Annotated in this window: 23 protein-coding genes; 18 read left to right on the plus strand and 5 right to left on the minus strand. The window is 43.7% G+C overall.

The genetic code is table 11. The features are described 5' to 3' along the window. From CXF58_RS07295 to CXF58_RS07340, 10 genes are all read left to right on the plus strand, one after another. The coding region (locus tag CXF58_RS07295) for a hypothetical protein (RefSeq protein ID WP_145989802.1) at nt 1–290 on the plus strand (290 nt) is incomplete at its 5' end. Between the two features lie 61 nt (nt 291–351). Then, complete coding sequence (locus CXF58_RS07300; protein ID WP_068405247.1) at nt 352–1,260, plus strand: hypothetical protein; 909 nt, start codon at nt 352–354, stop codon at nt 1,258–1,260. Nucleotides 1,261–1,407: 147 nt separating this feature from the next. Then, nucleotides 1,408–2,517: a 3-phosphoserine/phosphohydroxythreonine transaminase gene (serC, locus tag CXF58_RS07305; RefSeq protein WP_068405250.1), complete on the plus strand. Its 1,110-nt coding sequence runs from the start codon at nt 1,408–1,410 to the stop codon at nt 2,515–2,517. Between the two features lie 246 nt (nt 2,518–2,763). After that, nucleotides 2,764–4,596 (plus strand): extracellular solute-binding protein, encoded by a 1,833-nt coding sequence (locus CXF58_RS07310; RefSeq protein WP_102077082.1) that lies wholly within the window; start codon nt 2,764–2,766, stop codon nt 4,594–4,596. 132 nt (nt 4,597–4,728) lie between these two features. Beyond that, nucleotides 4,729–5,508: a hydroxyacylglutathione hydrolase gene (gene gloB, locus CXF58_RS07315; protein WP_068405252.1), complete on the plus strand. Its 780-nt coding sequence runs from the start codon at nt 4,729–4,731 to the stop codon at nt 5,506–5,508. A 213-nt stretch (nt 5,509–5,721) separates the two neighbouring features. Beyond that, nucleotides 5,722–6,792, plus strand: a complete 1,071-nt coding sequence (yejB, locus tag CXF58_RS07320) for a microcin C ABC transporter permease YejB (protein ID WP_068405254.1) — start codon at nt 5,722–5,724, stop codon at nt 6,790–6,792. Next, entirely contained in the window at nt 6,792–7,874 is a 1,083-nt protein-coding gene (locus tag CXF58_RS07325) for an ABC transporter permease (RefSeq protein ID WP_102077051.1), read from the plus strand. The genes yejB and CXF58_RS07325 overlap by 1 nt, the downstream gene beginning before the upstream one ends. Nucleotides 7,875–7,905: 31 nt before the next feature. Beyond that, a complete protein-coding gene (locus tag CXF58_RS07330) occupies nt 7,906–9,588 on the plus strand; it encodes an ABC transporter ATP-binding protein (RefSeq protein WP_416375574.1) in 1,683 nt (560 codons plus the stop codon). A 34-nt stretch (nt 9,589–9,622) separates the two neighbouring features. Further along, nucleotides 9,623–9,865 (plus strand): hypothetical protein, encoded by a 243-nt coding sequence (locus CXF58_RS07335; protein WP_102077053.1) that lies wholly within the window; start codon nt 9,623–9,625, stop codon nt 9,863–9,865. 284 nt (nt 9,866–10,149) lie between these two features. Beyond that, a complete protein-coding gene (locus CXF58_RS07340; RefSeq protein WP_102077054.1) occupies nt 10,150–11,460 on the plus strand; it encodes an iron-containing alcohol dehydrogenase in 1,311 nt (436 codons plus the stop codon). Between the two features lie 135 nt (nt 11,461–11,595). On the opposite strand, the gene folE is transcribed toward CXF58_RS07340, so the two are convergent. Continuing rightward, nucleotides 11,596–12,192, minus strand: a complete 597-nt coding sequence (gene folE, locus CXF58_RS07345; RefSeq protein WP_180952547.1) for a GTP cyclohydrolase I FolE — start codon at nt 12,190–12,192, stop codon at nt 11,596–11,598. A gap of 352 nt (nt 12,193–12,544) precedes the next feature. On the opposite strand from folE, the gene CXF58_RS07350 reads away from it, so the two are divergent. Both CXF58_RS07350 and CXF58_RS07355 read left to right on the plus strand, forming a co-directional pair. Continuing rightward, nucleotides 12,545–13,351, plus strand: coding sequence for an enoyl-ACP reductase FabI (locus CXF58_RS07350; RefSeq protein WP_068405263.1), 807 nt, complete (start codon nt 12,545–12,547; stop codon nt 13,349–13,351). Between the two features lie 109 nt (nt 13,352–13,460). Continuing rightward, nucleotides 13,461–14,159: a YoaK family protein gene (locus CXF58_RS07355; RefSeq protein ID WP_102077056.1), complete on the plus strand. Its 699-nt coding sequence runs from the start codon at nt 13,461–13,463 to the stop codon at nt 14,157–14,159. A 51-nt stretch (nt 14,160–14,210) separates the two neighbouring features. On the opposite strand, the gene CXF58_RS13840 is transcribed toward CXF58_RS07355, so the two are convergent. After that, on the minus strand, nt 14,211–14,372 hold the full coding sequence (locus CXF58_RS13840; protein WP_180952548.1) for a hypothetical protein: 162 nt from the start codon (nt 14,370–14,372) through the stop codon (nt 14,211–14,213). Nucleotides 14,373–14,738: 366 nt separating this feature from the next. Between CXF58_RS13840 and CXF58_RS07360 the strand changes: the two genes are divergently transcribed. The 5 genes from CXF58_RS07360 (at nt 14,739) to hrpA (ending at nt 22,508) form a co-directional block, all read left to right on the plus strand. Then, complete coding sequence (locus CXF58_RS07360; RefSeq protein WP_068405268.1) at nt 14,739–16,160, plus strand: SLC13 family permease; 1,422 nt, start codon at nt 14,739–14,741, stop codon at nt 16,158–16,160. Nucleotides 16,161–16,280: 120 nt separating this feature from the next. Then, a complete protein-coding gene (locus tag CXF58_RS07365; RefSeq protein WP_068405271.1) occupies nt 16,281–17,069 on the plus strand; it encodes a metallophosphoesterase family protein in 789 nt (262 codons plus the stop codon). A gap of 88 nt (nt 17,070–17,157) precedes the next feature. Further along, a complete protein-coding gene (locus tag CXF58_RS07370; protein ID WP_068405273.1) occupies nt 17,158–17,766 on the plus strand; it encodes a DUF1543 domain-containing protein in 609 nt (202 codons plus the stop codon). Nucleotide 17,767: 1 nt separating this feature from the next. Continuing rightward, nucleotides 17,768–18,082, plus strand: coding sequence for a hypothetical protein (locus CXF58_RS07375; protein ID WP_068405276.1), 315 nt, complete (start codon nt 17,768–17,770; stop codon nt 18,080–18,082). A gap of 265 nt (nt 18,083–18,347) precedes the next feature. After that, nucleotides 18,348–22,508: an ATP-dependent RNA helicase HrpA gene (gene hrpA / locus CXF58_RS07380; RefSeq protein ID WP_102077083.1), complete on the plus strand. Its 4,161-nt coding sequence runs from the start codon at nt 18,348–18,350 to the stop codon at nt 22,506–22,508. A gap of 195 nt (nt 22,509–22,703) precedes the next feature. Here the strand turns inward: hrpA and CXF58_RS07385 are convergent, their stop codons facing one another. Both CXF58_RS07385 and CXF58_RS07390 read right to left on the minus strand, forming a co-directional pair. Next, a complete protein-coding gene (locus CXF58_RS07385) occupies nt 22,704–24,116 on the minus strand; it encodes an aspartate ammonia-lyase (protein ID WP_102077057.1) in 1,413 nt (470 codons plus the stop codon). Nucleotides 24,117–24,573: 457 nt separating this feature from the next. After that, a complete protein-coding gene (locus CXF58_RS07390; RefSeq protein WP_068405285.1) occupies nt 24,574–24,909 on the minus strand; it encodes a hypothetical protein in 336 nt (111 codons plus the stop codon). A gap of 253 nt (nt 24,910–25,162) precedes the next feature. Here CXF58_RS07390 and CXF58_RS07395 point away from each other — a divergent pair, with 253 nt between their 5' ends. After that, nucleotides 25,163–25,783 (plus strand): class I SAM-dependent methyltransferase, encoded by a 621-nt coding sequence (locus tag CXF58_RS07395; RefSeq protein WP_102077058.1) that lies wholly within the window; start codon nt 25,163–25,165, stop codon nt 25,781–25,783. Nucleotides 25,784–25,844: 61 nt separating this feature from the next. Here CXF58_RS07395 and CXF58_RS07400 read toward each other — a convergent pair whose 3' ends face one another. Next, nucleotides 25,845–26,702, minus strand: coding sequence for an AraC family transcriptional regulator (locus CXF58_RS07400; protein ID WP_068405293.1), 858 nt, complete (start codon nt 26,700–26,702; stop codon nt 25,845–25,847). Nucleotides 26,703–26,869 lie beyond the last annotated feature (167 nt).

A 26,869-nucleotide genomic window follows, 5' to 3' on the forward strand; every position in this document is an offset into this window, starting at 1 on the left:
GTATTCAATTATTAGCATTAATAGCAGCCGTACCTATTTTTATAGCGCCTGCCAGTCAATCGTCTGATTCTCAAGCCAAAGGTGATGATAATTATCGACAGAGACAACAGGGCGACGCTCAAATAGATTATAATGCGACTACTAATAAGCCTTATGGTTATAATGATTACCGGCAATGGCTGAGCACGTTGCATACAGTGATGTTACACGATACGATAGTTAGTCAAGATGAGTATGATTGCTTGACCGAGCTTGCCAATCATTGGCTAGGCGTTCGGCAGCTTTTTTGAGCAGATTAATTGACAATAAAAGCTGTAAATCCATTTTAGACAAGTAGGATAGTAAATAAGCATGAGTGATGTCCAAGACCCGCTAATTGTATTGCAGCATCGTATGCAGCAGCGCCAGATTTTAGCGATGATGGGTATCAATCAGTGGGTGCAGCCGAGCTCTGAAACATTGAGTATCGCTGATATTTCTGCGCCTGCCTTGCCTGATGCGGTTATAGCTAACGCTAGCATTGTTGCATCTCATTCTAATGCTACTGCTTCTACAACAAGCACTGAACAGCCAAGCATAGAATTTTCGAATAATGAATCTTCTCATATTACATCTCCAAATATTAATGCCATAGCCGATGTGGTAGATGATGAGCCTCTTAATCATTATTATGATGACGCTAATGAGACAGGTTTAAGTCATTCTGACCAACAAAGCCCCGTCATCTATCATTTTGACTCGACTACCTCTGATATCTCCAAGCCCGCCGTTACCTCACTTGCAAATAAGGCCGTTCAGCAAACTGCTCTTGATGACATAAATGATACTGCAAGCTTTGAAGATGGCAGTTTTAAAGACAGTGGTTTGAACAAAGAGGGCTTTCAAGAGGAAAGCTTTAAAAAGGTAGCACCCTTTGATTTACAAGGTGGTCGCTATGGCGATTGGGTAATTTTGGTTGATATCCAAGCGCTCAATAATGACAGCCAAAAACTGTGGCAGAATATCACCCAAGCGCTATCTATCAGCTGTGAGACGACCTCATTTCCTATTTGTGAAGGTATGGATACCGCTGAGCTTGCCAATGCCAGCCTTGCAGGATATGTGTTTAAGATTGGTCGTCGCGAAGAGATAAAAGTGGCGGCATTGACCGTATTACCTGACGGCCTTGAGCATCCGAACTTGACTACTGTGCCCACACTCGATGAGATGCTTAAAGATAGCAAACTTAAACGTCAGCTTTGGGAGCAGTTATCAAAGTAGAATTAAAGGCTTGCCACTTACTATTATTACGACTACTACGACTTATTACGACTACTACGACAGAGAGTAAAAGATAACGATAACATTCACCTTTAACAGTTAACCTTTAATAACCACGATGATTTCATCATATTTAGGATAATAATTATGACCACTAAAGCCGCTCCTAACCGTGTACCTAATTTTTCAGCGGGACCTGCCACCATACCGACCGCCGTCTTATCACGCGCTCAAGAAGAGTTGCTTGATTGGCAGGGACGCGGTATGTCGGTCATGGAAGTGAGTCACCGTAGTAAAGAATACATCGCAATTACCGAAAAAGCGGAAGCCAAGTTGCGCTCGCTCATGGACATTCCAGATAACTATAAAGTGCTGTTTTTACAAGGCGGTGCCAGCTTACAGTTTTCAGCGATTCCATTAAATCTGTTAAATGGTGGCCGCGCCGACTATCTAACGACGGGTACTTGGTCTGGTAAAGCGGTCAAAGAAGCACAGCGCTATGCTAAATTAGGTTTAGGCGAGGTTAATGTGGTGGCAACGGGTAAAGACAGTAATTTTACCGACGTGCCAGCCCAAAGCGACTGGAACCTGAGTAAAGATGCGGCGTACTTTCACTACTGCGCTAATGAGACCATTCATGGTTTGCAGATTTTTGAGCCACCACAAGTCGATGCGCCAATTATCGCCGATATGTCCTCTTGCATTTTGTCACAGCCCATTGACGTCTCTAAATTTGGCATGATTTACGCCGGTGCGCAAAAAAATATCGGGCCAGCAGGTCTGATTATCGTGATTATCCGTGAAGATTTATTGGGCAAAGCGAGTGAATGGTGCCCACTACTGATGAACTATGAACATCAGGCGGAAAAAGAGTCGATGTCAAACACGCCAGCGACGTATTCTTGGTATTTAGCAGGGCTGGTGTTTGATTGGTTAGAAGAGCAGGGCGGCGTCGCTGCTATCGGCAAAATCAACCAGCAAAAAGCGGATTTGCTGTATAAAACCATCGATGACAGCAGCTTTTATAGCAATCCAGTTGACCCCAAATATCGCTCTATCATGAATGTGCCGTTTACCTTAGCGGACAGCAGCCTTGATAAAGTGTTTTTAGAAGAGTCGGAAGCGGCGGGCCTTATGAACCTAAAAGGTCACCGCGATGTTGGTGGTATGCGCGCCAGTATTTACAATGCAGTGTCATTAGAGTGGGTACAGCAGTTGGTTGACTTTATGATAGACTTTGAAAAAAAGCACGCTTAAGTTAGCACAGGTTTTAAAATAAAAGACGCAACTTTTATGAGCTGCGTCTTTTTTTATGCGTATTAGTGTTTTTTAAGCGGCATAATCCGTCATGTAGCAACCTTAACGCTGCAAAGCATTAGGTTAAAAAACCTAAATTTGTTATGATAAAATTTCGTCAATTATGTATTTTGTCGTCAGTCGCGCATTTTTTATCCCAGTTGGTTTAGAGTAGAGGGTCGTTATGAGGGGTATTACATAGTCATGATGCTAAAAAACTCTATGCTAAAAGCCGTCTTGCTTGTTATTGCGGTCAGCTGGATACCTGTTAGTATCGCAGCGCCAATCACCACGACTGCGCTTGGGCATAATAGTACCACTGAGTATATTGATGTACCGTATATGCCTTATGCCAATCCAAAGGCGCCCAAAGGTGGTACGCTGTCGCTAGATGCACGCGGCACCTTTAATGCGGCCAATAAATGGATGACCACAGGCGTGGCGATGGTTGGCACCGACTATCTGTACGATACCTTGATGACGGGCTCCCTCAATGAAGCCTTTACCATGTATCCGCAGCTGGCTGATAAAGTCACCTATGATCCTGACGATACCAGTTGGATTATTTACCATGTTAATCCTGCTGCGCGCTTTTGGGACGGCTCGCCCGTGACCAGTCATGATGTTAAAGCCACTTATGATGCGATATTGACTAAAGGTCCGATGTATATCCGCAGCTATTTGGGCGATATTAAAGACATTGAGATTATCGATAAGCAGCGGGTAAAGTTTGTTTTTAAGTCTGATGATAATAAAGAGATATTATTAACGGTTGGGCAATTCCCTATTTTTGCTAAATCCTCGATTGATACAGATTTTGAAAAAATAACATTGACGCCGCTCATGGGTAGTGGTCCTTATAAGCTTGGCCGCGTCGATGCGGGGCGTGCGGTCAGCTATGTGCGTGATCCCAATTATTGGGGCCGTGATTTGATGGTCAATCGCGGTCGTTATAATTTTGATATGATTAAGTTTGTCTATTATCAAAGTGATGAGATTGCTTTTGAGGGTTTTAAATCTGGGCAATATCGTTTTCGCCCTGAGAATAAAGCGTCGAACTGGGCAACGGGTTATAACTTTCCTGCAGTCAAGGCAGGTTTGATTTATAAAGAAACTATAAGCAGCGAAAACCCAGTACCAATGCAAGGTCTAGTCATGAATATGCGACGTCCCATCTTTCAAGATATTCGCGTTCGCCAAGCCTTGACGGCAGCTTACGATTTTGAGTGGATGAACAAAACTTTATTCCATGGCCAATATGAGCGCTTACAAAGCTTTTTTCATGGCTCAGAGCTAGCAGCAACTGGCACGCCATCTGCGGCTGAGATGCAGGTATTAAAACCATTGCTAACCAAGCTTGAACCAATTCAGCGGCAAGCGGTATTGACGGAATGGCGATTGCCAACCAGCGATGGTAGCGGTTTTAATCGTCAAGGATTGTTAGAGGCGCGGCAGCTATTGCTAGAGGCTGGTTTTTATTATCAAGATATGAAGTTGTATCAGCCAAACGGTAAGCTTGCTCAGATTGAGATCTTGATGACGGGTGAAACCATGGGGCGGGTATTGTTGCCTTATATTCGTAACCTAAAGCGTTTGGGCTTTGATGCGACCTTACGCCAAGTCGATGGGCCACAATATTATGAACGTGTGCGCCGATTTGACTACGATATGATGGTCGACATCTTTGCCCAGAGCTTATCGCCTGGCGCGGAGCAAGTGGGCTTTTGGGGCAGTGCTGCCGCCGATGAAGCGGGTAACGCCAATACCATCGGTATTAAAAACCCTGCGATTGACAGTGTTATTAAAAAACTGGGCGATGCTAAAAGTCGCGATGAGATTGTCTTATATACGCACGTACTTGATCGCCTGCTACGGGCAGGACATTATTTAGTCCCTTTATATGGCAAATCTAGCACCAATGTTGCCTACTGGAATCAATATCGGCATACGGCAAAACTGCCGACCAATGCGATCGGTATCGATTATTGGTGGTCAGATAAAGAAGCGGAAGCCCGTGTTAATCGATACTTAAAGCAATAGTTTAAGATAATGGCTCAAAACAGTTATTTAAAAATTATCATTTAAACCAGTAAATAAAATCTCGTTTCATTTGGTTTTTAAAATTTAATAAAAAACATCAGTAATAAAGACAATCACTGCTAAGGATTTTATATGAGTATTCGTATTCACCCCATTAAAGCGTTCAATGACAACTATATTTGGACACTCATTAATGAAAATAATAAGCAGGCGATTGTCATTGATCCGGGTCAAGCCGAGCCAGTTATCGCTTATTTAGAAGAAAATGGCTTGGAGCTGACGTCTATCTGGACCACGCATCATCACCATGATCATATCGGCGGTGTTGCCGAGCTACAAGAATCTTATCCGATGACGCATTTGGTTGCGCATACAGAGCATAACGTCGATGAAGATCAGGCTATCAAAGATGGTAGTACGGTCAGTGCGTGGGGCTGTGCCGCGCAAGTGTGGGATGTGTCTGGTCATACTGCAAGCCACATGGCGTATATCTTAGATATCGATGGACAAAAGCATTGTTTTTGCGGTGATACCTTATTTAGTGCCGGTTGCGGACGTGTCTTTACCGGCACGATTGAGCAATTGCATGAGAGCTTTAAGCGCTTAAATGGCTTGCCAGCTGAGACGCTGCTGTATCCAGCCCATGAATATACTGCCAGCAACTTACGCTTTGGCTTATCTATTGAACCTGCCAATGAAGCGATGCAGCAAGCGCTTGCGCAAGCAGAAGAAAAAACCGCCCAAGGTATCCCGACATTGCCAGTCATTTTAGAACACGAGCGCGCAATCAACGTGTTTTTACGCACGCAAGAGCCCAGTGTGATAGCAGGGGTGAGGTCTAAAGTCACTATCGATGATGACAAGTCTTTGACAGTATTTGCCGCATTACGTGAGCTTAAAAATAACTTCTAAATGCTAGGGCGTGTCCTCACTTCAAGCGATTGTATCTAAATGGGCTAAAAATGGCTAAATTTTGCCAAATATCGTCAAATAGCTGATTAATACCCCGGTATTATTTGCGCTATTTTTCTCATTTGACTGCAATTTATCTCATTTTTATGACCGTTTTTAAAATGAGGACACACCCTAAGTTGTCATATCTCTATGTTTTAGGAAGCCGTCATTATGGGTCGTTATATCTTAAAAAGGTTGTTACTGATATTACCGACGCTATTTTTGATATTGCTGGCGAACTTTGTCATTGTCCAAGCGGCGCCGGGCGGCCCTGTCGAGCAGCAACTGGCGCTTATCGAACAAAGTGCAAAAGACGGTGCGCTCAGCGGTAATATCGGTGCGGGCAGTGCCGGTGGCAATAAGAGCACTTACCAAGGCACGCGCGGCCTATCTGAGGAAATGGTAGCGGCAATTAATGCGCAATACGGCTTTGATAAGTCAGCACCTGAGCGCTTTTGGCTGATGCTAAGGAATTATGCCAAGCTTGATTTTGGGACATCGTTTTTTAAAGGTCAATCGGTGACTGACTTGATTGTTGAAAAATTACCAGTATCAATCTCGCTTGGGCTATGGAGTACGCTGCTGATTTATATGATAGCGATTCCGCTTGGTGTCTATAAAGCGATGCATCATGGCTCAGGGATTGATAAAGCAACAGCCATGCTGCTTGCTATCGGCCATGCGATACCTGTTTTCGTATTTGCCGTCATACTGTTAGTGTTTTTTGCCGGTGGCAGCTATTGGAATATTTTTCCGCTACAAGGATTAACTTCCGAAAATTTTGACCAATTAAGCACGCTTGGTAAAGTGAAAGATTACTTTTGGCATCTGGCATTGCCGCTCCTAGCAAGTACCGTTGGCGGCTTTGCTGGCTTGACTTACTTGACCAAGTTTAGCTTTTTAGAAGAGCTCGGTAAGCAATATGTGCTTACCGCGCGAGCCAAAGGCTTGGGCGAACGGCAAGTGTTATACGGCCATGTGTTTCGTAATGCGATGTTGATTATTATCGCCGGTATTCCAGCGGCTATCGTTGGGATTTTCTTTGCCGGTAATTTTTTGATTGAGATTATCTTTAAACTTGATGGTTTGGGGTTGTTGGGTTTCGAAGCCATTCAGCAGCGTGATTATCCGGTGATATTTGGTACGCTGTTTATCTTTACTTTGCTCGGGCTGTTATTACAGTTAATCAGTGATTTAAGTTATCACTTAATTGATCCGCGTATTGATTTTGAGGGGCGCTAATGTCAAGTCATCCATTATCTTCTGTACCCTCAAACACATCTTCCATTGTCCCAGAAAAAAAACGCCGCCTAAATCCTATTTGGCAGGCACGCCTAAACCGTTTTCGCCACAATCGCCTTGGAGTAATATCGCTATTTATTTTTGCCCTGATATTTGTCATTTGTATGGCAGCCAATGTCATTGCCAATGACAAGCCGCTACTGGTGCAGTATCAAGGTGATTATTATTTCCCCGTCCTAAAAGCCTATCCCGAAACGACTTTTGGTGGGGTGTTCGAGACTGAAGCCAATTACAAAGACCCTGCAGTGCAAGCGTTGATTGATGAGCAGGGTTTTTATATTATGCCGCTCATTCCCTTTGCCGATCAGACACCAAACGTTGAGCTTGGGATTCCATATCCAGCCGCGCCCAATAGTCAAAATTGGCTGGGTACCGATGACTTAGGACGCGATGTGCTGGCGCGGATACTTTATGGATTGCGGGTATCTTTGTTGTTCGGTATCGCCTTGACGCTTGCGGGTGCACTCATTGGCATTATCGTTGGTGCGATACAAGGCTATTACGGTGGCTGGGTAGATTTAGCCGGGCAGCGCTTTATGGAAGTATGGGGCGGGATGCCGCAGCTGTTTATGATTATTATTTTGGTCAGCTTGTTTAGCCCTAGCATATTTATGTTATTTGCCATGATGTTGTTATTCGGTTGGATGGGGCTAGTCGGTTTGGTACGGGCAGAGTTTTTGCGTGCGCGTAATTTTGATTATGTTCGTGCCGCTCGTAACCTTGGGGTGTCAGACAGTCAAATCATGCTCAGGCATATCTTACCCAATGCATTGGCATCAAGTTTGTCGCAATTGCCGTTTATTTTAACGGCTAATATTATCGCGTTAACAGCGTTAGACTTTTTAGGATATGGTCTGCCACCTGGTTCACCGTCGCTTGGTGAGCTGATGGTACAAGGGAAAAACAACCTCGATGCCCCTTGGCTCGCGCTATCAGGGTTCTTTAGCTTAACTTTTATTTTATCCTTGCTCATCTTCGTTGGCGAAGCGCTACGTGATGCCTTTGATCCGAGGCGCTCGTGATATGACAACTGATAAAATAATAACCGCTAATATGACGACCACTACTGAGCAAAGTGCTAATGAGCAAAATGCCCATTCAAATGATAGTCATAGCAATAGCCAAAATAAGCTCATACTGAGCGTAGATAAACTTAGCATCGTCACGGACGCAGGCATGGTTCTGGTCGATAAGCTATCGTACGAGCTACGGCAAGGGCAGACATTAGCGATAGTAGGCGAGTCGGGCTCTGGTAAGTCGATTGCCAGTCTTGCGCTATTAGGCTTGCTACCGGACAGTTTGACGGTTAGCGGTGAAGTGCAGCTAGCAAACGCCAAAGACATGAGTGCGCTGCCAATTACCAATGACAAAGGGCGAAATGTGGCGCTGCGCTCTATTCGTGGGCAGCGTATCGGTATGGTGTTTCAAGAGCCGATGACGGCGCTAAACCCACTACATACGGTCGGCAAACAAATTGCAGAATCCTTGCGTATCAGCGGCGCCCCCAAAAAACAGTGGCGCGAAAAAAGTATCGCTTTATTAAACGATGTCAATATCAACGACCCTGCTGATAAGCTAAATCGCTATCCACATGAGTTATCAGGCGGTCAACGCCAACGGGTCATGATTGCCATGGCATTGGCGCAGCAGCCTGATGTTTTAATCGCTGATGAACCGACGACCGCGCTTGATGTGACCTTGCAACATGAGATTCTAACCCTGTTAGATAACCTTAAGTGTCAGCATAATATGGCAATGATATTAATCAGCCATGATCTCAATCTGGTCAGGCGCTATAGCGATGACGTCATCGTCATGCGCCAAGGACACACGATTGAGCAAGGGCAAACGGCAGCAGTATTTAGCCAGCCTAAAGCGGACTATACCCGCTCGCTTATCAAGCAAGATTTCGGGCAAGCACTCAGTTTATTGGATGATGAAAGTCAGTTACCAACCGTATTGCAAGTCAGTAACCTACAAGTAAAATTTCCTATTGAAAAAAGCTTGTTTGGCGGCACCAAACGTTGGTTTGATGCGGTAAAAGATGTCGATATGACCCTGCAGAAAGGGCAGGCGTTGGGTATCGTTGGTGAGTCAGGCTCTGGTAAAACCACCATTGCCCTTGCGCTAAGCCAATTACTCAGCAATCAAGCGCGTGTCAGTGGTCAGATAATGGTCAATGGACAGGACATGACGGCATTGTCCAAACGTCATTTGCGCACCTTGCGCGCGCAAATTCAAATGGTGTTTCAAGACCCCTTTGCCAGTATCGATCCACGTATGACGGTCATGCAAATCGTCGAAGAAGGGCTGTTAGTACAAGGTGTCAATAAAGCAGAACGCCAGCAAGCAGTGATGGATAGTTTGGCGACTGTGCATCTACCAGCGGAGTTTGCGCAGCGTTATCCGCATGAGTTATCGGGCGGTCAGCGTCAGCGCGTCGCCCTTGCGCGTGCCCTTATTATGCAGCCAAGTTTATTGATATTAGATGAGCCAACGTCGGCGCTTGATAGCACCACGCAGGTTACGGTGGTCAACTTGCTACGGGAAATTCAAGCAAAATTGCAAGTCAGCTATGTGTTTATCAGCCACGATTTAAAAGTAGTCCGCGCCTTATGCCAGCATATGATGGTGATAAAAGACGGCGTGTGTATTGAGTCGGGCCCTAGCGAAGATGTGTTTAATAATCCACAGCACCCGTACGCGCAGCAGCTGTTGCAGGCGAGTTCCTTATAACAATAAACGCTATCAATTATTATAAGTAAAAATCATGAGAAAATTATGCTTGATGCTTTTATCTAGCGCTCTATCGCTTAGTGGTTGTTCGGATAGTTCAACCGTAGCTAATACAGAAGAAAAATATGCCATTGGCGATCTTGGTGGCGTTTCTGTAAATCTACCTAGAGAATTTGTCGAATTGATTGAATATGATGGGGATCCTAGTTGGGGAGAAAAGCGCGTGGGTAAAAAGCCTGAACGAACCTACAACAAGTCGCTACTGAGACTATTTTAAGTTTTCGTAAAGAAGCAAGTTGATGGCTGATTTTCTTTGTATAAGTAAAGATGCGACGCTAAATAACCAGAACATCGCAGTTCATAATAATCATGACATCCTAAAAATGGCGGTGGTACAATAAGTTTAAACAGTAGTCTGCTTTATGTAGACGCTGATGCAGTATTTTTATTCACCGTGCTTTTGTTTTGACAGCATTTTTTATTTTGACTGCGGTGATGAATCACTGCTTTAAGTTGTCGTTGTTGCTAGTATTAGCATTATTAAAAAGGATTTTTATACCTATGAAAAAACAAAATACTATTTCTAAATTGGTCAGTAGTACAGGCTTACAACACGCTGGTTATTTGGCGGTTGCTAAGACGCGTGCCAAAGTACTAAAAGCCTTTTCTTACGTAGTGCCAGTCAGAAGACCGATGTTGTTTGTCGGTGAGACCTCGTGTGAAGATTTGTGTGACATGCTCATCAATGAAGGCAATACCAATGTTTTTATCGTTACGGACGCGGTATTAAACAAACTTGGTATCCCTGCTAAAGTCACAGATTATCTAGATAGCAAAAATATCAGCTATAAAATCTACGACGGCATTACCCCAGATCCTACTTTTAAAGTCGTCGAAGAGGGATTGCGCAAGTCTGTCGACGCTAAGTGCGACTCAATTATTGCCATCGGTGGCGGCTCGGTTATTGATGCGGCTAAAATGATTGCCATGTCACAAGGCAATAACTGCAAGCCAAAACAGCTTATCGGTATCTTGAAAGCCAGAAAACCTTCGGTTCCGCTTTATTGTATTCCAACCACAGCTGGCACCGGTTCAGAAGCGACGTTGGGTGCGGTGGTGTCAGATGACAAAACGCATCAAAAAGCCCTATCTATCGACCCAAGAATGGTGCCATTAGCAGCGGCTATCGATCCGATTATTATGAAAGGCATGCCGGCGCATATCACAGCAGATACCGGTATCGATGTCTTAACCCATGCTTTAGAAGCGTGGATGAGTGCCAATGCTAGCGTCGAGACCGATTATTATGCGGCTTCTGCAGTTAAAACTGTAATGCAAAACCTACCACTGGTTTATAAAGATGGCGGCAACTTGAAAGCACGTGAAGAGATGGGTATCGCCGCTCATTACGGCGGTATCGCCTTTAATAAAGCCGGTCTAGGTTACGTTCATGCTATCGCTCACCAGTTGGGGGCGCACTATAGTATCCCCCACGGTCGTGCCAATGCCATCGTCTTACCATATGTGCTTGACGTCAATCGCAAAGGCAGCAAAAAAAGATTGGCAGAGTTAGCTCGCAAGACTGGTATGGTCAAATCGGGTCAAGCTGGCAAGAGTGATAGCGATATTGCCGATAGTCTCATCGCACAAGTACGCGAGCTGATTGCTACCTTAAATATCGATCCAACCGTTAAAAATATGCAAAGCAGTGATTTTAATGATATTGCCAAAGCCGCGGCAAAAGAAGTCAGCGATACTTATGCGGTGCCGACTTATCTATCTGCTGCTGAGATTAAGGATATTTTAACCAAGATTAAGCAAGCCAGTGATGAGCACGCCAGTCGTGATGCAAAAACTGATAAGGTTGCTTAAGTTATTTAAGCTACTTAATAAGTCCGATGATCAATCTCTAAAAATAAAAAAGAGCACATTGCGATATCAACAATGTGCTCTTTTTCTTTACTTCTCTGTTGCTTATAACTAGCACTGGTTTTATTTTAAACGATATTAAAACGCAGGTTTACGCTTTGGCACCGCATCTAAAAACTCATTACGGGCTTGATTGTCGTGTACATACTCGCCCAGCATCGCTGTGCTGCGCGTGGTTGAATGCTGCTTGTTAACGCCGCGCATCATCATGCACATGTGCGCTGCATCCATAACCACTGCCACACCGCGGCAACCTGTCACATCCATAATCGTTTGTGCGACTTGTTCGCTTAAATTCTCTTGAATTTGCAAGCGACGAGCAAACATATCAACGATACGGGCGAATTTTGACAGCCCTAATACTTGACCATTGGGCAAGTAACCGATGTGCGCGACGCCATGAAATGGCAACATATGATGCTCACATAATGAATAAAATTCAATGTTTTGCACCAAGACCAATTCACGATTGGTCGAAGGAAATACCGCGCCATTGACCACTTTTTCCAAGCTTTGATGATAGCCTTGCGTCAAATGCGCAAACGCTTTTGCCGCGCGTATTGGAGTATCTTGTAAGCCAGGACGCTCTAAGTCTTCGCCAGTTGAAGTGATTAGCTGACGATAGGATTCAACACTTTCTTGAAAATCTGTTGCTATTGTTGGGGTATTGCTCATAAGTTTGGCAGCCATCCAAAATGTGGGTGTAGCTTAACGCTAATCCTTGTTTACAAACAATGGTTGTAAAGGATTTTTATAAAAATTGTGCAAGCTGGGAGGGCTGTGATTATACTTGAAATCCACTTAACTTCATACTGCTATGCTCAGTAGATAATCGTTTTATCCATATTAGCTATTACTATGAAAGGAGATTAAGCGTTTATAGCGTGTAAGTAAATACAGTATACGAGTGTTTACTTAACTCAATTCGTGTATAATGGGTCATCTTTTAATTTGTGTTTTCACTCGCTATTTATGAGCGAGCTATTAAAAATAATCTGTCATTTAAATCGATTTACAGGGAACTATTATGTTACTACAAGGACAACGCTTTGTCGTCACCGGCATCGCAAGCAAACTTTCTATCGCTTGGGCAATCGCTGAAGCGCTGCACCGTGAAGGCGCATCGTTAATTTTGACTTATCCCAATGACAAAATTAAAAAACGTGTCGATATGGCCGCCGAAGCCTTTGAAGCGGATTTAGTGCTTGAGTGTGATGTGGCATCAGATGAATCGATTGCTGCATGTTTTGAGCAAGTGACCGCGCATTGGGGTGATGGTATTGATGGTGTTGTCCACGCGATTGGCTTTGCGCCGATGGACCAGTTGGATGGCGATTTCGTCAATGCCACTACCCGTGAAGGCAGCCAAATTGCTCATGATATCTCAAGCTATAGCTTTGTGGCCTTGGCCAAAGAAGCACGCGCGCTGCTAGCCATGCGTCATGGTTCTATGCTGACCTTGACCTATGAAGGCAGTATTTCCGTATTGCCAAATTACAACGTCATGGGCATGGCAAAAGCCAGTTTAGAGGCCAGTGTGCGCTACCTTGCTACCTCGATGGGCGGTGAAGGTATTCGTGTCAACGCGATTTCTGCTGGTCCTATTCGTACCCTTGCGGCAAGCGGCATCAAATCGTTCCGTAAAATGCTCGATATCAGTGAAAAAATCGCCCCGTTACAGCGTAATATTACCCAGACCGAAGTCGGTAATGCGGCGCTATTTTTACTATCACCGTGGGCATCTGGTATCACCGGTGAGATTATGTTTGTGGATGCAGGTTTTAATACCGTTGCCATCAGCGAGCAATTAATGATGCTTGATGAGACAAAATAATGTTTGTAAGCAAAGTTAATATGAGTTAAGCAGTAGAGAAGACGGCCAATTGGCTGTCTTTTTTGGTTATAATAAGGGCTTTTTGGTGTTGGGCCATTAGGCAACGAATATGATAACCAGATTACCAAAATGGATATTGTGGGGCGGCGCTGTACTGGCATTTAGCGCAGGCTGCGTCAATACCGCCGCATTAATGGGCTTTACCAATTTATCCGTCTCGCATGTGACCGGAAACGTCAGCCTGTTTTCAGCGGCGATTGCGCATTTAGACGGTCGCAGTATTTTATATATCGGTGCTTTGCTGCTGTCTTTTTTGGCTGGGGCAATATTAAGCGGTTTTGTGATTGGGCAACGATCATTAAAGCTCGGTCGGCGTTACGGCAGTGCGCTGTATATAGAAGCGGCGCTATTATTGATTAGCTATTGGTTATATCAGCAGCATGATTACTTAGGACAATTGGCAGCGGCGATGGCGTGCGGCTTACAGAATGCGATGGTCGCTACCTATAGCGGCGCGGTTATTCGTACCACCCATTTGACCGGTCTGACCTCTGATATGGGCGCTGCCATCGGTAACTGGCTGGCGGGACGGCGTATCAGCAAGCCTACATTGGGCTTTCAAGCGATTATTTGGTACTGCTTTTGCGGTGGCGGCGCCGTCGGGGCGTTTTTATATGCCAAAGTTGGCTATGGCGCGTTATTTGTCCCTATTAGCATTGTTTTGAGTGCAGCTTTTTTCTATAACTATATGTCAGACCGTTTGCCAGAAAAAAGACAGCCGAGACAAAAAAAGCGCCCATCTGCTTGATGAGCGCTTTTTATTTTAATTTTCTAATTCAAATAAGCTTAACGAGACAAACTACTTATCGTCTTCTTCGTGATCTTCATGTTCATGTAACCCTTGCATCATATCTAATGCGGAGTCGTCGGTACGCTGCTGATCTTTTTTATCCAAGCCATCTTGATTGATGTCTTTTGGCGCCATTTTTGTGGTCGAATCGGTTTTGTTTGAATTTGGCATAACATATTCCTGTTTGTTTTTATCAATGTCCAATAAAGTCCAATAAAAATATAATGGGTAAATTTATCGGCTTTTAGTTTTAATTAACTTATTTAGTATGAGATAGCACTGTACGCTTGTACATACACGGTGTACGTTTGTTTAGTGACGATGTGTAACCATACATCACACGGATTCCTGCTTAATTTTTCTATAACCACATTTATTGCAAAATTATTAGCAGCACTCTTAAGTCAGTTTTTTGTTATATATCTGCTATGATGACGGCGTGTTTTTTGCGGTTACCGATTGATGAAGGGTAAGTTGCCAAAGTACGCTTTTATTTTAGGTTTTTTACACTGTCTTTGGGGAAAATAAGGACATTTTATGTCAGAGCAAAAACTAGATAGCCATCTTCCTGATGATGGCAACGAGTATTTATTTACCGATACCTTTCCAAAAGGTACAGGTAAAGGGTTGATAGTGGTCGCTATTGCGGCGGTTATCAGTATGATTATCTATAACGTTTTGCCGTTTGATATCAATGCCAATAAAGGCCTTGCGATGTTGTTTTTCATCGGGGTGCTGTGGTTGACAGAGGCGGTACACGTTACGATTACGGCGCTTTTGGTCGTCGTCGTTGGTGCGTTGATTGGCATTCCAGAGTTTGATGCGGAGATTGGTTTACAAAGCTTTGCCAATCCGACGATTTATTTATTCTTTGGTGGTTTTGCTTTAGCTGCAGCACTACATGTACAGCAACTGGATAAAAAAATTGCGTTGAAGATTTTATCGATGTCAGGCGGTAAGCTCAGCACGGCAGTATTTTTGATATTTGGTGTGACAGCGTTTTTGTCGATGTGGATATCGAATACTGCGACCGCGGCGATGATGTTGCCACTAGCACTCGGTATTTTGACCCAAGTTGACCGTGAAAAAGACCGTGGCACCTTTGTTTTCGTATTACTGGGTATTGCTTATTCAGCGAGTCTTGGTGGTCTGGGTACGATTGTTGGTTCGCCGCCAAACGCTATTGCCGCAAAGGCGCTTGATATTGCGTTTGTAGACTGGATGAAGTTTGGTATACCGATGATGTTGGTGCTCTTGCCATTATTATTGGGTGCCATGTATGTGTATTTAAAACCAAATCTAAACCGTAAGATTGTACTGCGTGAAGACGAGCCTATCGCTTGGAATAAACCGCGTATAGTGACGATTATCGTCTTTATCATTACCGCCCTTAGTTGGATATTTTCCAAAAAAATCGGCGCTGCATTAGATATCACGGATACTGATGCCGTAATTGCCTTATCCGCTGCTGCTGCTGTAGTGAGCTTGGGTTTGGTGTCATGGAAGCAAGTGTCTGATAATACCGATTGGGGCGTACTCATGCTGTTCGGTGGCGGTATCGCGCTATCGACGATTTTGAAAGTATCAGGTGCGTCTTTAGTACTGGGCGAAACGGTTGCCAATGCGCTGTCTTCAGCACCGCTTATTATCGTCATGATTGCCGTATCGGCATTTATTATCTTCTTGACGGAGTTTGCTTCTAATACGGCTTCTGCTGCTTTGTTAGTACCAGTGTTTGCTGCTATTGCTGAGCAAATGGGACTGCCACATGAAGTGCTCGTCTTGGTCATCGGTATTGGCGCCTCATGTGCCTTTATGTTACCGGTTGCCACGCCGCCGAATGCGATTGTCTTTGGTACGGGGCTGATTAAGCAAAACGAGATGATACGTGTTGGTGTTATTCTTAATATTCTTGCTACCCTAGTCGTCGGGTTGTGGGCGTATTTTTTCTTAATATAGCCTAGCAATTAAGTTCATCATAATCCCTAAAGCCCGATATTTACTTAAATGTCGGGTTTTTTATTTCCTTTTATTGTTAGTCTGTGTATAACGGAGTGATTTGCGAGGAAGAAAAAAAGGATGGAGTATTCTAGTAATAAGCAATTCAATACTATTGCAGCTATCTCAGACATTCACAGTAATGTCTTTGCGCTTGAAGCTGTGCTTGCTGATATCAGACATCGAGATATTGACCAAATTGTTAATCTCGGAGATATTCTATATGGACCGATTGCGCCTAAAGCCACGTATGAGCTTTTAACGAAATATCAAGACGATATTATTACTATTCGGGGTAATCAAGATAGACAGATTTATGAAGCTACGACAATAGAGATGAAAAGCAATTCTACGCTGACTTTCATTACAAAAGATTTGCCTAAAATGGCGATAAGATGGATGCAGAACTTGCCTTTTGATTATCATTTGAATGACGATATATATCTGTGTCATGGGTCGCCAGCGGACGACATGATATATCTATTGGAAAATATAGAAACAGGGCAGCCGACGCTACGTAATAACACAGATATTTTAGCATTGCTCAAGGGTATCGACAGTTCAGTTATCGTATGTGGCCATACTCATATTCCGCGTACAGTCATGCTATCGACAGGACAAATTGTTGTTAATACAGGTAGCGTTGGCTATCCCGCCTATAAAGATGATTTACCAATCGTGCATAAAATGCAGACTTATTCGCCCCATGCCAGTTACGCTCTTATTAAATGTGTTGAAAATAAAAAAGGTAAGCAGTGGCAAACTGAGCATATTAGAGTGCCTTACGATTATGAAGCAGCAGCTAAATTGGCTTTAGCAAATGGTCGTGAAGATTGGGCGTTTGAATTAAGGACAGGGCGAGTATTGTAACTGGAGAATAGTCAAAGTGTCTTTAGATCAAGCTGATAATATTGATTGCGGTAACTATAATTTTTATATATATAAAGGACTGATTAAAATGCTAACACTGTTTATGGTACAACTTGGTGGTCGCCCCAAAGGTCGTTTGATTGAGCAACATGATATATTTTTTGGCGTGGCCAACCAAGTCAGCGAGCTGATAGAGGATATCAATCAGCACTGGCCTGAGGTTAAAAATAAATGGCACATTGACTCGTATCGAGCGATTAGCAAAGTTGATAATTATGCGATTAAATTGGTCGAATCAAGTAGCCAAACAGAGAGTACCAACGATGTAGAGAGTACCAACGATTTAAAGTTATTCTTTATCAATTTAGGGGGTTATCAGCGCGGCAGTTTCGAGGAGTTTCATTATAAGCTGCTTATCGTTGCTGCTACTCAAGCGGACGCTATTAAGCAAGCAAAACAGAGCGAATTTTATAAAGCCTTTACTTATAAAGATAAAGAGTCGCCTTTTAATGCCGCCTCGCATATTGATGATAAGTTTGAGGTAGATATCGACGATATTTATAACGTCAATGACCTTATTCCAAATGTTCGGTTGTTAATTAAGCCGATTACTAACGATAACAATGAATTTGCGAATACTGATGATAAAGAGTACGTTGGTTATCTGAGTATCAAGAATTTAAGGAGGTTAGGATAATATGGCTTTAAATATGTACTATAAAAACGGCGTTATTCGCAAAACGCGTAGCCAAATCTCTGATGAGCTATTGACCACGCTTTATCAGGTTCATAATAATGCCAATTTTCCACAACTGACGTGGTTAATTGATAATCTTTATGAAAATCCACAGATCCAGCCTGATGTCGCTAAATGGTTAGCTGATGAGGTGGTGGCGTTTGAGAGACTGTTACTTTCGTTGCACCTGCCTTTTCCTATGCTGCCTCTGCAAAAGCTCCATAGCTTCTTTACGGGAGCTGCAGCTAGGGGGCAGGTGATTTATACCAGTAATTAGTGAATTTTTTGCTTTAGCCTGTTTCTATAACCATCTTGAATCACGCCCAAATTACCCCCATAATCTAAGCACTTCCAAATAATAAATAGCCTAAGTAAATATGCCCAATACTTCTAAGAATACCGCAGAAACTGCTACTGAAAACCTAACCAACGACCTAAGCTCTAATGAATTTAGCTCCAACGAAAATGAAGCAAGTAAAGCCGCCAACCCAAATAATGATGACTCAAATATCACGGTAAACAGTGATAACGCATCTTCGTACGTGAAGGTTGCCACTGACTTACCAGTTTTAGCCAAAGATAGCTATTATCTCAGCCGTTTAGAGCGTGAGCTGGCGCGTGCCGCTGTGGCTAATAATAAAAGAGATCAGAAGGGTTCTGATAATAAAGCAGAGGACGGGCTAACCAAAAAACGTGCGCAGTATGACAAAATAAAAACCCGTTCACAGCAAGCGGTGCAAGCGCGTATTGATAGTATTCCAGAGAAATTGGCAGAAAAACTCAATCTTGATTTGCCCGTGAGTCAACGTGCTGATGACTTGGTTCAAGGTATTATCGATAACCAAGTGATTATCGTGGCAGGTGAGACCGGTTCTGGTAAGACGACGCAATTACCAAAGCTTGCAATGCTGGCAGGTCGCGGTATCACAGGGCAAATAGGTCATACTCAGCCAAGGCGACTGGCAGCACGCAGCGTAGCAAACCGTATCGCTGAAGAGTTGGGCGAGCAGCTTGGTAATACCGTCAGCTTTAAGGTTCGTTTTAATGAGCAAGGGTCGGCACAATCTATTGTCAAGCTCATGACCGATGGTATCTTGCTCGCTGAATTGGGTCATGATCGTTTCTTGAGTAAGTACGATACCATTATCATTGATGAAGCGCATGAGCGTAGTTTAAATATTGATTTTATTATGGGGTATCTAAAAAAACTGCTGCCCAAGCGCCCTGATTTAAAAGTCATTATTACCTCAGCGACCCTTGATACTAGACGCTTTAGTGAATATTTTAGCCATTATGATAAGAAGCTAAAACGTAACGTGCCTGCGCCGATTTTTAATGTCGAAGGTCGCAGTTACCCTGTGGAAGTTCGTTATCGTCCGCTGACCGATGAGCCAGTAAACAGCTCGGATGATGATAGCTATGATGACTTTGAAGAGAATCTGCCGCGTGCGGTGGTTGCTGCCGTCGAAGAATGTTTTAGCGATGCACAAAATAAAGGTCATGCCGATCAAGCAGATATTTTAATATTTGCCGCGACAGAAGCTGAGATTCGTGAGCTCCAAGAGGTGCTTGAGCGTCATGGGCCAAAACATACCGAAGTGCTGCCACTATTTGCACGGCAGACTTATGAAGAGCAGCAGCGAATCTTTCAGCCTTCAGGTCGCGGTCGGCGTATCGTTATCGCCACCAACGTTGCCGAGACGGCGCTGACCGTACCCGGCATTCGCTATGTGATTGACTTAGGATTTGCGCGGATTTCGCGTTATTCGTATCGCTCACGCGTACAGCGTTTACCGATTGAAGCCATCTCACAAGCTGCGGCCAATCAGCGTAAAGGTCGCTGTGGTCGTGTGGCACCGGGTGTTTGTATTCGTCTTTATTCTGAGGAGGATTTTACTGGTCGTCCAGAATTTACCGAACCTGAAATTTTACGTACCAATCTTGCCTCCGTTATTTTGCAAATGGCCAACCTGCGCTTAGGCAGTGTCGATGATTTTGCCTTTATTGAGCCACCTGATAGCCGTTTGGTCACTGATGGGCATAAATTGCTTGATGAATTGGGCGCGATTACTTCCAAAAAAGCTTCTCAAAAAGAAACGGCCAGTAATGCTAAAAAACAAAAAGGTCTCGACCATTTGGTTTTGACGCCGACTGGGCAAAAAATGGCACGTATGCCAATTGATCCAAGGCTGGCACGTATGCTAGTTGCCGGTAGCGATTTTGATTGTATCCGTGAGATGCTCATCGTGGTTGCGGCGCTTGCTGTTCAAGACCCGCGCGAGCGTCCTGCCAATAAGCGCCAGCAAGCGGATCAAAAGCATGCTGAGTTTCGTCAAGATGATTCAGATTTCTTATTCTATTTGAGCCTGTGGAAAGCCTTGTTTGAAAAGGACGAAGACGGCAACAAACTGTCTGGCAATCAGCGTAAGAATTTTACCAAGAAAAACTATTTGAGCTTCCCGCGTGTCCGTGAGTGGAATCAAACCCATCGCCAGCTGGTACAAATGGTCACTGAGCTAAAACTGACCGATGTTAAGGAGGCAAAAACCACTAATAAAGGTAGCAATAAAAAAGCTTCTTTAGAGAATGTGACTAGCGACCCTACCGCGATTGAAGATGAAGAACTCAAAGCCGTTAAATATGCCAATTTACATCGTGCGTTATTAACGGGTCTGTTATCTACGATCGCGCATAAAACTGAAAATCGCGGTGAGTACTTAGCCGCGCGACAGCAAAAAGCCAAAATCTTCCCAGCCAGTACGGTGTTTAAACAAGTACCGCCTTGGGTAATGGCCTTTGAAGTGGTGGAAACCTCACAAGTGTTTATGCGTACCGTTGCCAAAATTGAACCGGAATGGATTATCTCAGCGGCAGGCGACTTGTTAAAATATCACTACTTTGAGCCGCATTGGTCGAAGAAGACCGGACGCGTTAAAGCTTACGCGCAGATTAGCTTATTTGGTCTGATTATTATCAGTAAACAGCTGACCAACTATGAGCAAGTCAATTTAAGCGAATCGCGAGAAATCTTTATCCGTGATGGTTTGGTGACCGGTAATTTAGGTCGGCAAGCGCCATTTTTACAGCATAATATGGATAAAATTGCTGATATTGAACGTATCGAAGACAAATTGCGTCGACGTGATTTATTGGTTGATGAAGAAGCGCTATATCAGTTTTATGATAAAAAAATCCCCGAGCATATTGCCAGCCGCAAAGCCTTTGAAGATTGGCGGGCCGAGGTGGAAAAAACTGATACTAAGTATCTATTCTTCACCGATGATGACGTGCTTAATAGCCAAGCGCCAACGACAGGCGATTTTCCAGAAGTGTGGAAGCTGGGTGATTTAAAATTACCGCTGCGTTATGTCTTTGATCCGTCAAGCGATGATGATGGCGTGACCATTCGTGTGCCACTGGCGGCGCTACCGCAGCTTGATGCGATTGAGCTATTGTGGGGCGTACCCGGCTGGCGTTATGAGTTGGTATTACAATTGCTCAAGTCATTGCCGAAAGACATTCGCCGTCAAATCGTCCCCATTCCTGATACTGCCGATAGCTTGTTTGATGAGTTGCAGCCTGCTGGTGGACAAGGGTTGCTTAAGCAGTTGTGCCAAGCTTTAAATCGTCGCGGCATTATGTCGGTGACGCCTGAGAGTTTTAATCCTGCTAGCATTGATCGCTATTTACAGCCGCAAATCTGCGTGGTCGATGACAAAAACCGCATTATCGAAAAAGGTCGCGACCTACAAACGCTACAAATTCGCCATGCTCAAGAGACCCGCCAAGCGGTGAATGAGCAACAAGGTACGCATACGGAGTTTCCTGAGCACTTTGCCTTTAGCAAAAACCATCATAGTGCAGGCGTGGTGATGAAACAGTTTGCTGCCTTGGTCGCAGACGCGTCGGGTGAAGCGGTATCGATTCACCAATATACCGACGTTAATGCCGCGTTGCAGGCACACCGTGTCGGGGTTTTGACTTTAATAAAAGCTAAGCTTGGCGCGAAGAAAAAACAGCTGACCAGTCAGATTGATAAGATATTTAAATTGGCTTTTGCTCCCCTTGGCGATATGGAGAAGCTAAAAACCATCGTCATCGATGCGGCATTGGATGCTGCGCTTGAAGAGCATTATGTGCTATTCGATCATACTGCCGATTTACCTGAAAGCGCTGATGATATTGCCGTAGCCCTTGCGGAAGAATTGCCTTTTACGCCAGAGGAGTTTGAAAAAACCTTAGAAGTCGTCGCTGGTAACTTCCTATTAACGGGTCAAGATGTCATAAAAACGCTTAAAAATGTCTATACGCGTTGGCAGCGTATCCGTCAGAGCTTACTCATGCTTGATAGAGAAATATTTGGCGAGTCTATCGAAGATATCGAAGATCAGCTAGAGGATTTGCAATTGGCTGATTTTGTTTATCGCATGGATTATAGTCATTGGCAACAGTATCCGCGTTATTTGGAAGCATTAGAGATTCGTCTTGAGCGCCTTGAGCACAATCTTGAAGCGGATCTTGATGGTGTCTACGCTCTTGATGAGCATATGGAGCGGCTGGCAAATCGTGCCAATGATAAAGCCATTAGCGAATATCGCTGGATGGTTGAGGAATATCGCATTCAACTCTTCGCGCAGCCGATGAAAACCCGCATGGCGGTATCACCGAAGCGTCTAAATAAAATGTGGGAGAAAGTGAGTTAGTAAATAGGAATTTTACCGAAAATCCAGTTATCCTAGATAGCTAGTGAGTAGGGTGGGCCTGGCGCACCATTTCCATGTAATTTACTTCTTATCGGTGCGCTTGGCGCACCCTACAATAATTTCCATATCTATGGTTAAACAAAAAGGCTGGATTAGCAAACGCTAATCCAGCCTTTTTGTTTAACCATAGATAAACTATAGCAATGCTCTAACCTTTGGATACACCATATTGGCAGGAGACAAGATATCATCTAGCGTCTCTTTATCCATTAGTTTTTCTTCTAATACGATGTCGTAAACACTGCCACCAGTCTCTTGAGCTCTTCTCGCAACAAAAGAAGAGGCGTCATAACCAAGGTGCGGATTTAGCGCGGTGACCAGACCGATATTATTGAATACCTCGACACTACATGCCTCGTTGTTCATCATCAGACCATCGATACAGCGCGTGGCAAACATCTCACAGATATTGGCCAGCATGCTCATACCGGTAAACAAGTTAAAGGCAATGACGGGCTCAAAGACGTTGAGCTGTAGCTGACCGTTTTCTGACGCCATAGCAATGGTATGATCAATACCCATGACATGGAAACACGCTTGGTTCACCACTTCTGGGATCACAGGGTTTACTTTACCTGGCATGATTGAGCTACCAGGCTGCATTTCAGGCAAGCGATATTGCGCTAAACCAGCTCGCGGACCCGAAGACTGCAAACGTAAATCATGGGCAATCTTGGAAAGTCTAGCAGCAAAAAGACGCAAATTGCCAGACAAAGCCACATAAGCACTGGTGTCTTGTGTCGCTTCAATCAAATCTTCAGCAATATAATAAGGTCTGCCAGTCAAATCAGACAAGGTTTTGGCAACTTCTTCAGAATAGCCCGCTGGTGCATTCAAGCCCGTACCAATTGCTGTGCCGCCCATATTGATTTCATGAAACAGCGCACGAGTAGATTCGATACGATCCATCTCTTTTTTGATCATGGTTGCAAAGGCGTTGAACTCTTGACCCGCGGTCATAGGCACAGCGTCTTGCAAATGCGTGCGACCCATTTTTAATTGATCGGCAAGCTCCGCGCTTTTTTTCTTAAGGCTGTTATACAAGATATCCATTTTACTTAATAGATGGACACAGTATTCATCTAACGCCACATTCATCGCTGTAGGGTAGGCGTCGTTGGTTGATTGTGACAAGTTGACATCGTTATTTGGATGCACGTGCTGATAGTCGCCTTTCTCGTAGCCTAGGATTTCTAAAGCACGGTTAGCAATCACTTCGTTGGCGTTCATATTGGTCGACGTACCTGCACCGCCTTGGAACATATCAACGATAAACTGATCATGAAATTTATCAGCAATTAAATCATCGCACGCCGCTGCGATAGCATCTTTAACGGTGTCATTTAGCACGCCTACTTTATTATTGGCAATAGCGGCCGCTTTTTTAACAGTGGCAAAGGCACGAATAAAGGTCGAAAACTGGTTCAAGCGCACTCCACTGACCGTGAAGTTTTCAAAAGCACGTAAGGTTTGGATACCATAGTAAGCATCAGCGGGCACGTCACGATAGCCGAGTAGGTCATGTTCTTGGCGAGTAGCAGTTGTCATGCAATAAATCCTTTCAATAAAAAGCCCTGATTAAGACGCAAAGATACCGTCATTTGTTAACATGACAGTAATAGCCTTGCATTGGTAAGTCTATATGGTTGACCTTATAGCATAAGCCTTTTAGGTAGGGATTAACAATGAATATTTATTACATCACGCATAATAAAATAAAAAACTTTATATTATAAATAGTAAGCGCTAAACGTTTTTATCTGAAGAAGGCCGTAAACTCATTAAATCCACCTTCAAAGCAAAGATAATATGATTTTATCTCTACTTTAATATAGTCAGTGTAAAATAAAAGTGACACGTTATAGCTTTTTGCGACTGGTATAAATTTTCCTTGCTGGCTGTTATCACAGAGGCTACGAAAAATTCATCCCAGTCGCACTGTATCGACTTTAGAGGAATTCTACTATAGTTAGTTTAAAGCACTTAATAAGCGCCAAAATTTGCTTTAGGGTTTTGCTCTTATATTTTCTGTTACCACGCCCATCGCATAAAACAGCAAGGCGATAAGGGTCATGGCGACGATAAACGGCGTTAAAACCCAAATTACAATGTTAATGAGTAATGATGATAATAGACCATTAAAGATAATGCTGTGTGGCGCGATAAAATCGGTGATGACATCGACTGCGCGCTTGGCAATCGGAAAAAGTAAGGTGCTGACAGCCAGAATATAGAGATATTTGGCGAAGTCAGGATTGCTTGAGAGGACGATAAAGTAAAAGCCTACATAGTAGCTGATACCTAATGCCCAGCATTTGAGAGTGTAGCTGAAACGAATCATGTGACTTCCTCCCTAAATCTGACGGTGATGTGACCATCCATGGATAACACATCAATACCTAGTATATTCCAATAATTGAATATATTACTATATGTTATATTACGAATATACAAGTTAAGTCAACTGTTTTTTATCACCATCTTTATTTAACCAACAGCGTACTAGCGGCGGGATTAAAGCCTAAGATTTTATCAATAGAAAATAAATAGCCTAAGCAAAAATTAAAAACCAATGCAATAAAAAGGAAAAAACCATGTGGAACGAGCGCTACAACAGAGCAGAGTATGTTTTTGGTACCGAGCCCAATGACTTTTTAAAAGAAAATTTTCAAAAAATACCGGTAGGTGGCAAAGTTTTGTGTTTGGCTGAAGGCGAAGGCAGGAATGCAGTTTTTTTAGCAGAACAAGGTTACGAAGTGACCGCCATGGATATGTCAGACGTAGGTTTGAATAAAGCTTTAAAGCTGGCGCAAGATAGAGGCGTTGATATCATCACTCAAGTTGCTGATTTAGCTGACTATGAGTTTGGTCAAGCACAGTGGGACAGTATCGTTGCTATCTGGGCGCATCTGCCGCCAGCCATACGCCAGCACGTTCATGCGCAGATTGCACCAGCGCTCAAGCCAGAGGGCATGTTTATCTTAGAGGCTTATACCGAGCAGCAGCTAAGCATGGACGCTGTCGGCGGACCTCCTGCAACACAAAAAGAGCGCTTTGGTTCGTTAGCAGTTTTGCGTGCTGAGCTGGCAGAGTTAGAAGAAATAACGGGTATCGAAAAGCAGCGCATGATTTCTGAAGGTAAGCGCCATCAAGGTTTGAGTGCGGTGGTACAGTTTATTGCTAAAAAAACAGATGAGCATGAATTTAGGCGCTAATTTATGAACGTGATTGTCAGTTTTGATAATACTTATATTCTTTGATTTTGACTGCTTAATTCTAGACCTGTAATTCAGCACTCGGGCTGATGCCAAATAAGCGTTTATATTCTCGGCTAAATTGGCTCGGGCTTTCATAACCGACTTGCATAGCGATTTGGGCGATTTGAGTGTCATTTGCTTGGATCAGTCGTCTTGCTTCCATCAAACGCAGGCTTTTTTGGTATTGAAGCGGGCTTAACTGAGTAATTTCCTTAAAATGATGATGAAACCCTGAGACACTCATCCCGCAGCGACTGGCCAATTCTTCGATAACTATTGCCTCATTTAAATGCGTCTTTATCCAATCGGTAGCTTTGCTAATACGGTGCGTATGGCTGCCATTGACCACCAGTTGGCGCAATTTATTGCCTTGCTCTGCTATAAGCAGGCGATAGTAAATCTCCTGCTGAATTAATGGAGCAAGAAAACCAATATCATTTGGATAATCAAGCAAGTGTATCAGGCGTTCAAACGCCGCCATGATGGTACTGTCCAATTGCCACTTTATTCCTAAATGACCTGCAGTATTAGGTAGTTTCGGCGGTATTTTTGCTAAAACCTCACTAATCATAACAAGGTTTAATTTCATAGACAGCACGATAACCGGACGCTCTACCGTCGCATGCCTTATGTGCATGCTTAAAGGGATATTAACGGGGCAAAACATGAGATTACTTTTGTCAAACCTTTGACAGTCGGCACCTAAGTAAATCTCGCGCGCACCTTGTAAAACGATGCAGATACTAGGTTCTTGAATATAGCTGACGGCTTTACTGGGTTTATCAGCACAGTAAAAAAACAAACCTGAAACGGCGGATTCAATGGTTTTGTTTCTAGGTAATAACGATAGGAGTTGCTCGATGGTTGATTGATTCATTAGCTTTTCTTATTTTATACAATTGCTCGATACTATAGAGTTTTGTAGGATTGGGCAAGAGGTTTGGAGCTATGTTCTAACAGATTGTCGCGCTGAGTCTTATACTAGCCTTATTGAGACTGATGCAGCCTCATGATTGATTGAATCAAATTTTGTGTAAATAAAAC

It is taken from the genome of Psychrobacter sp. Sarcosine-02u-2 (assembly GCF_002836335.1).
GTDB lineage: Bacteria > Pseudomonadota > Gammaproteobacteria > Pseudomonadales > Moraxellaceae > Psychrobacter > Psychrobacter faecalis.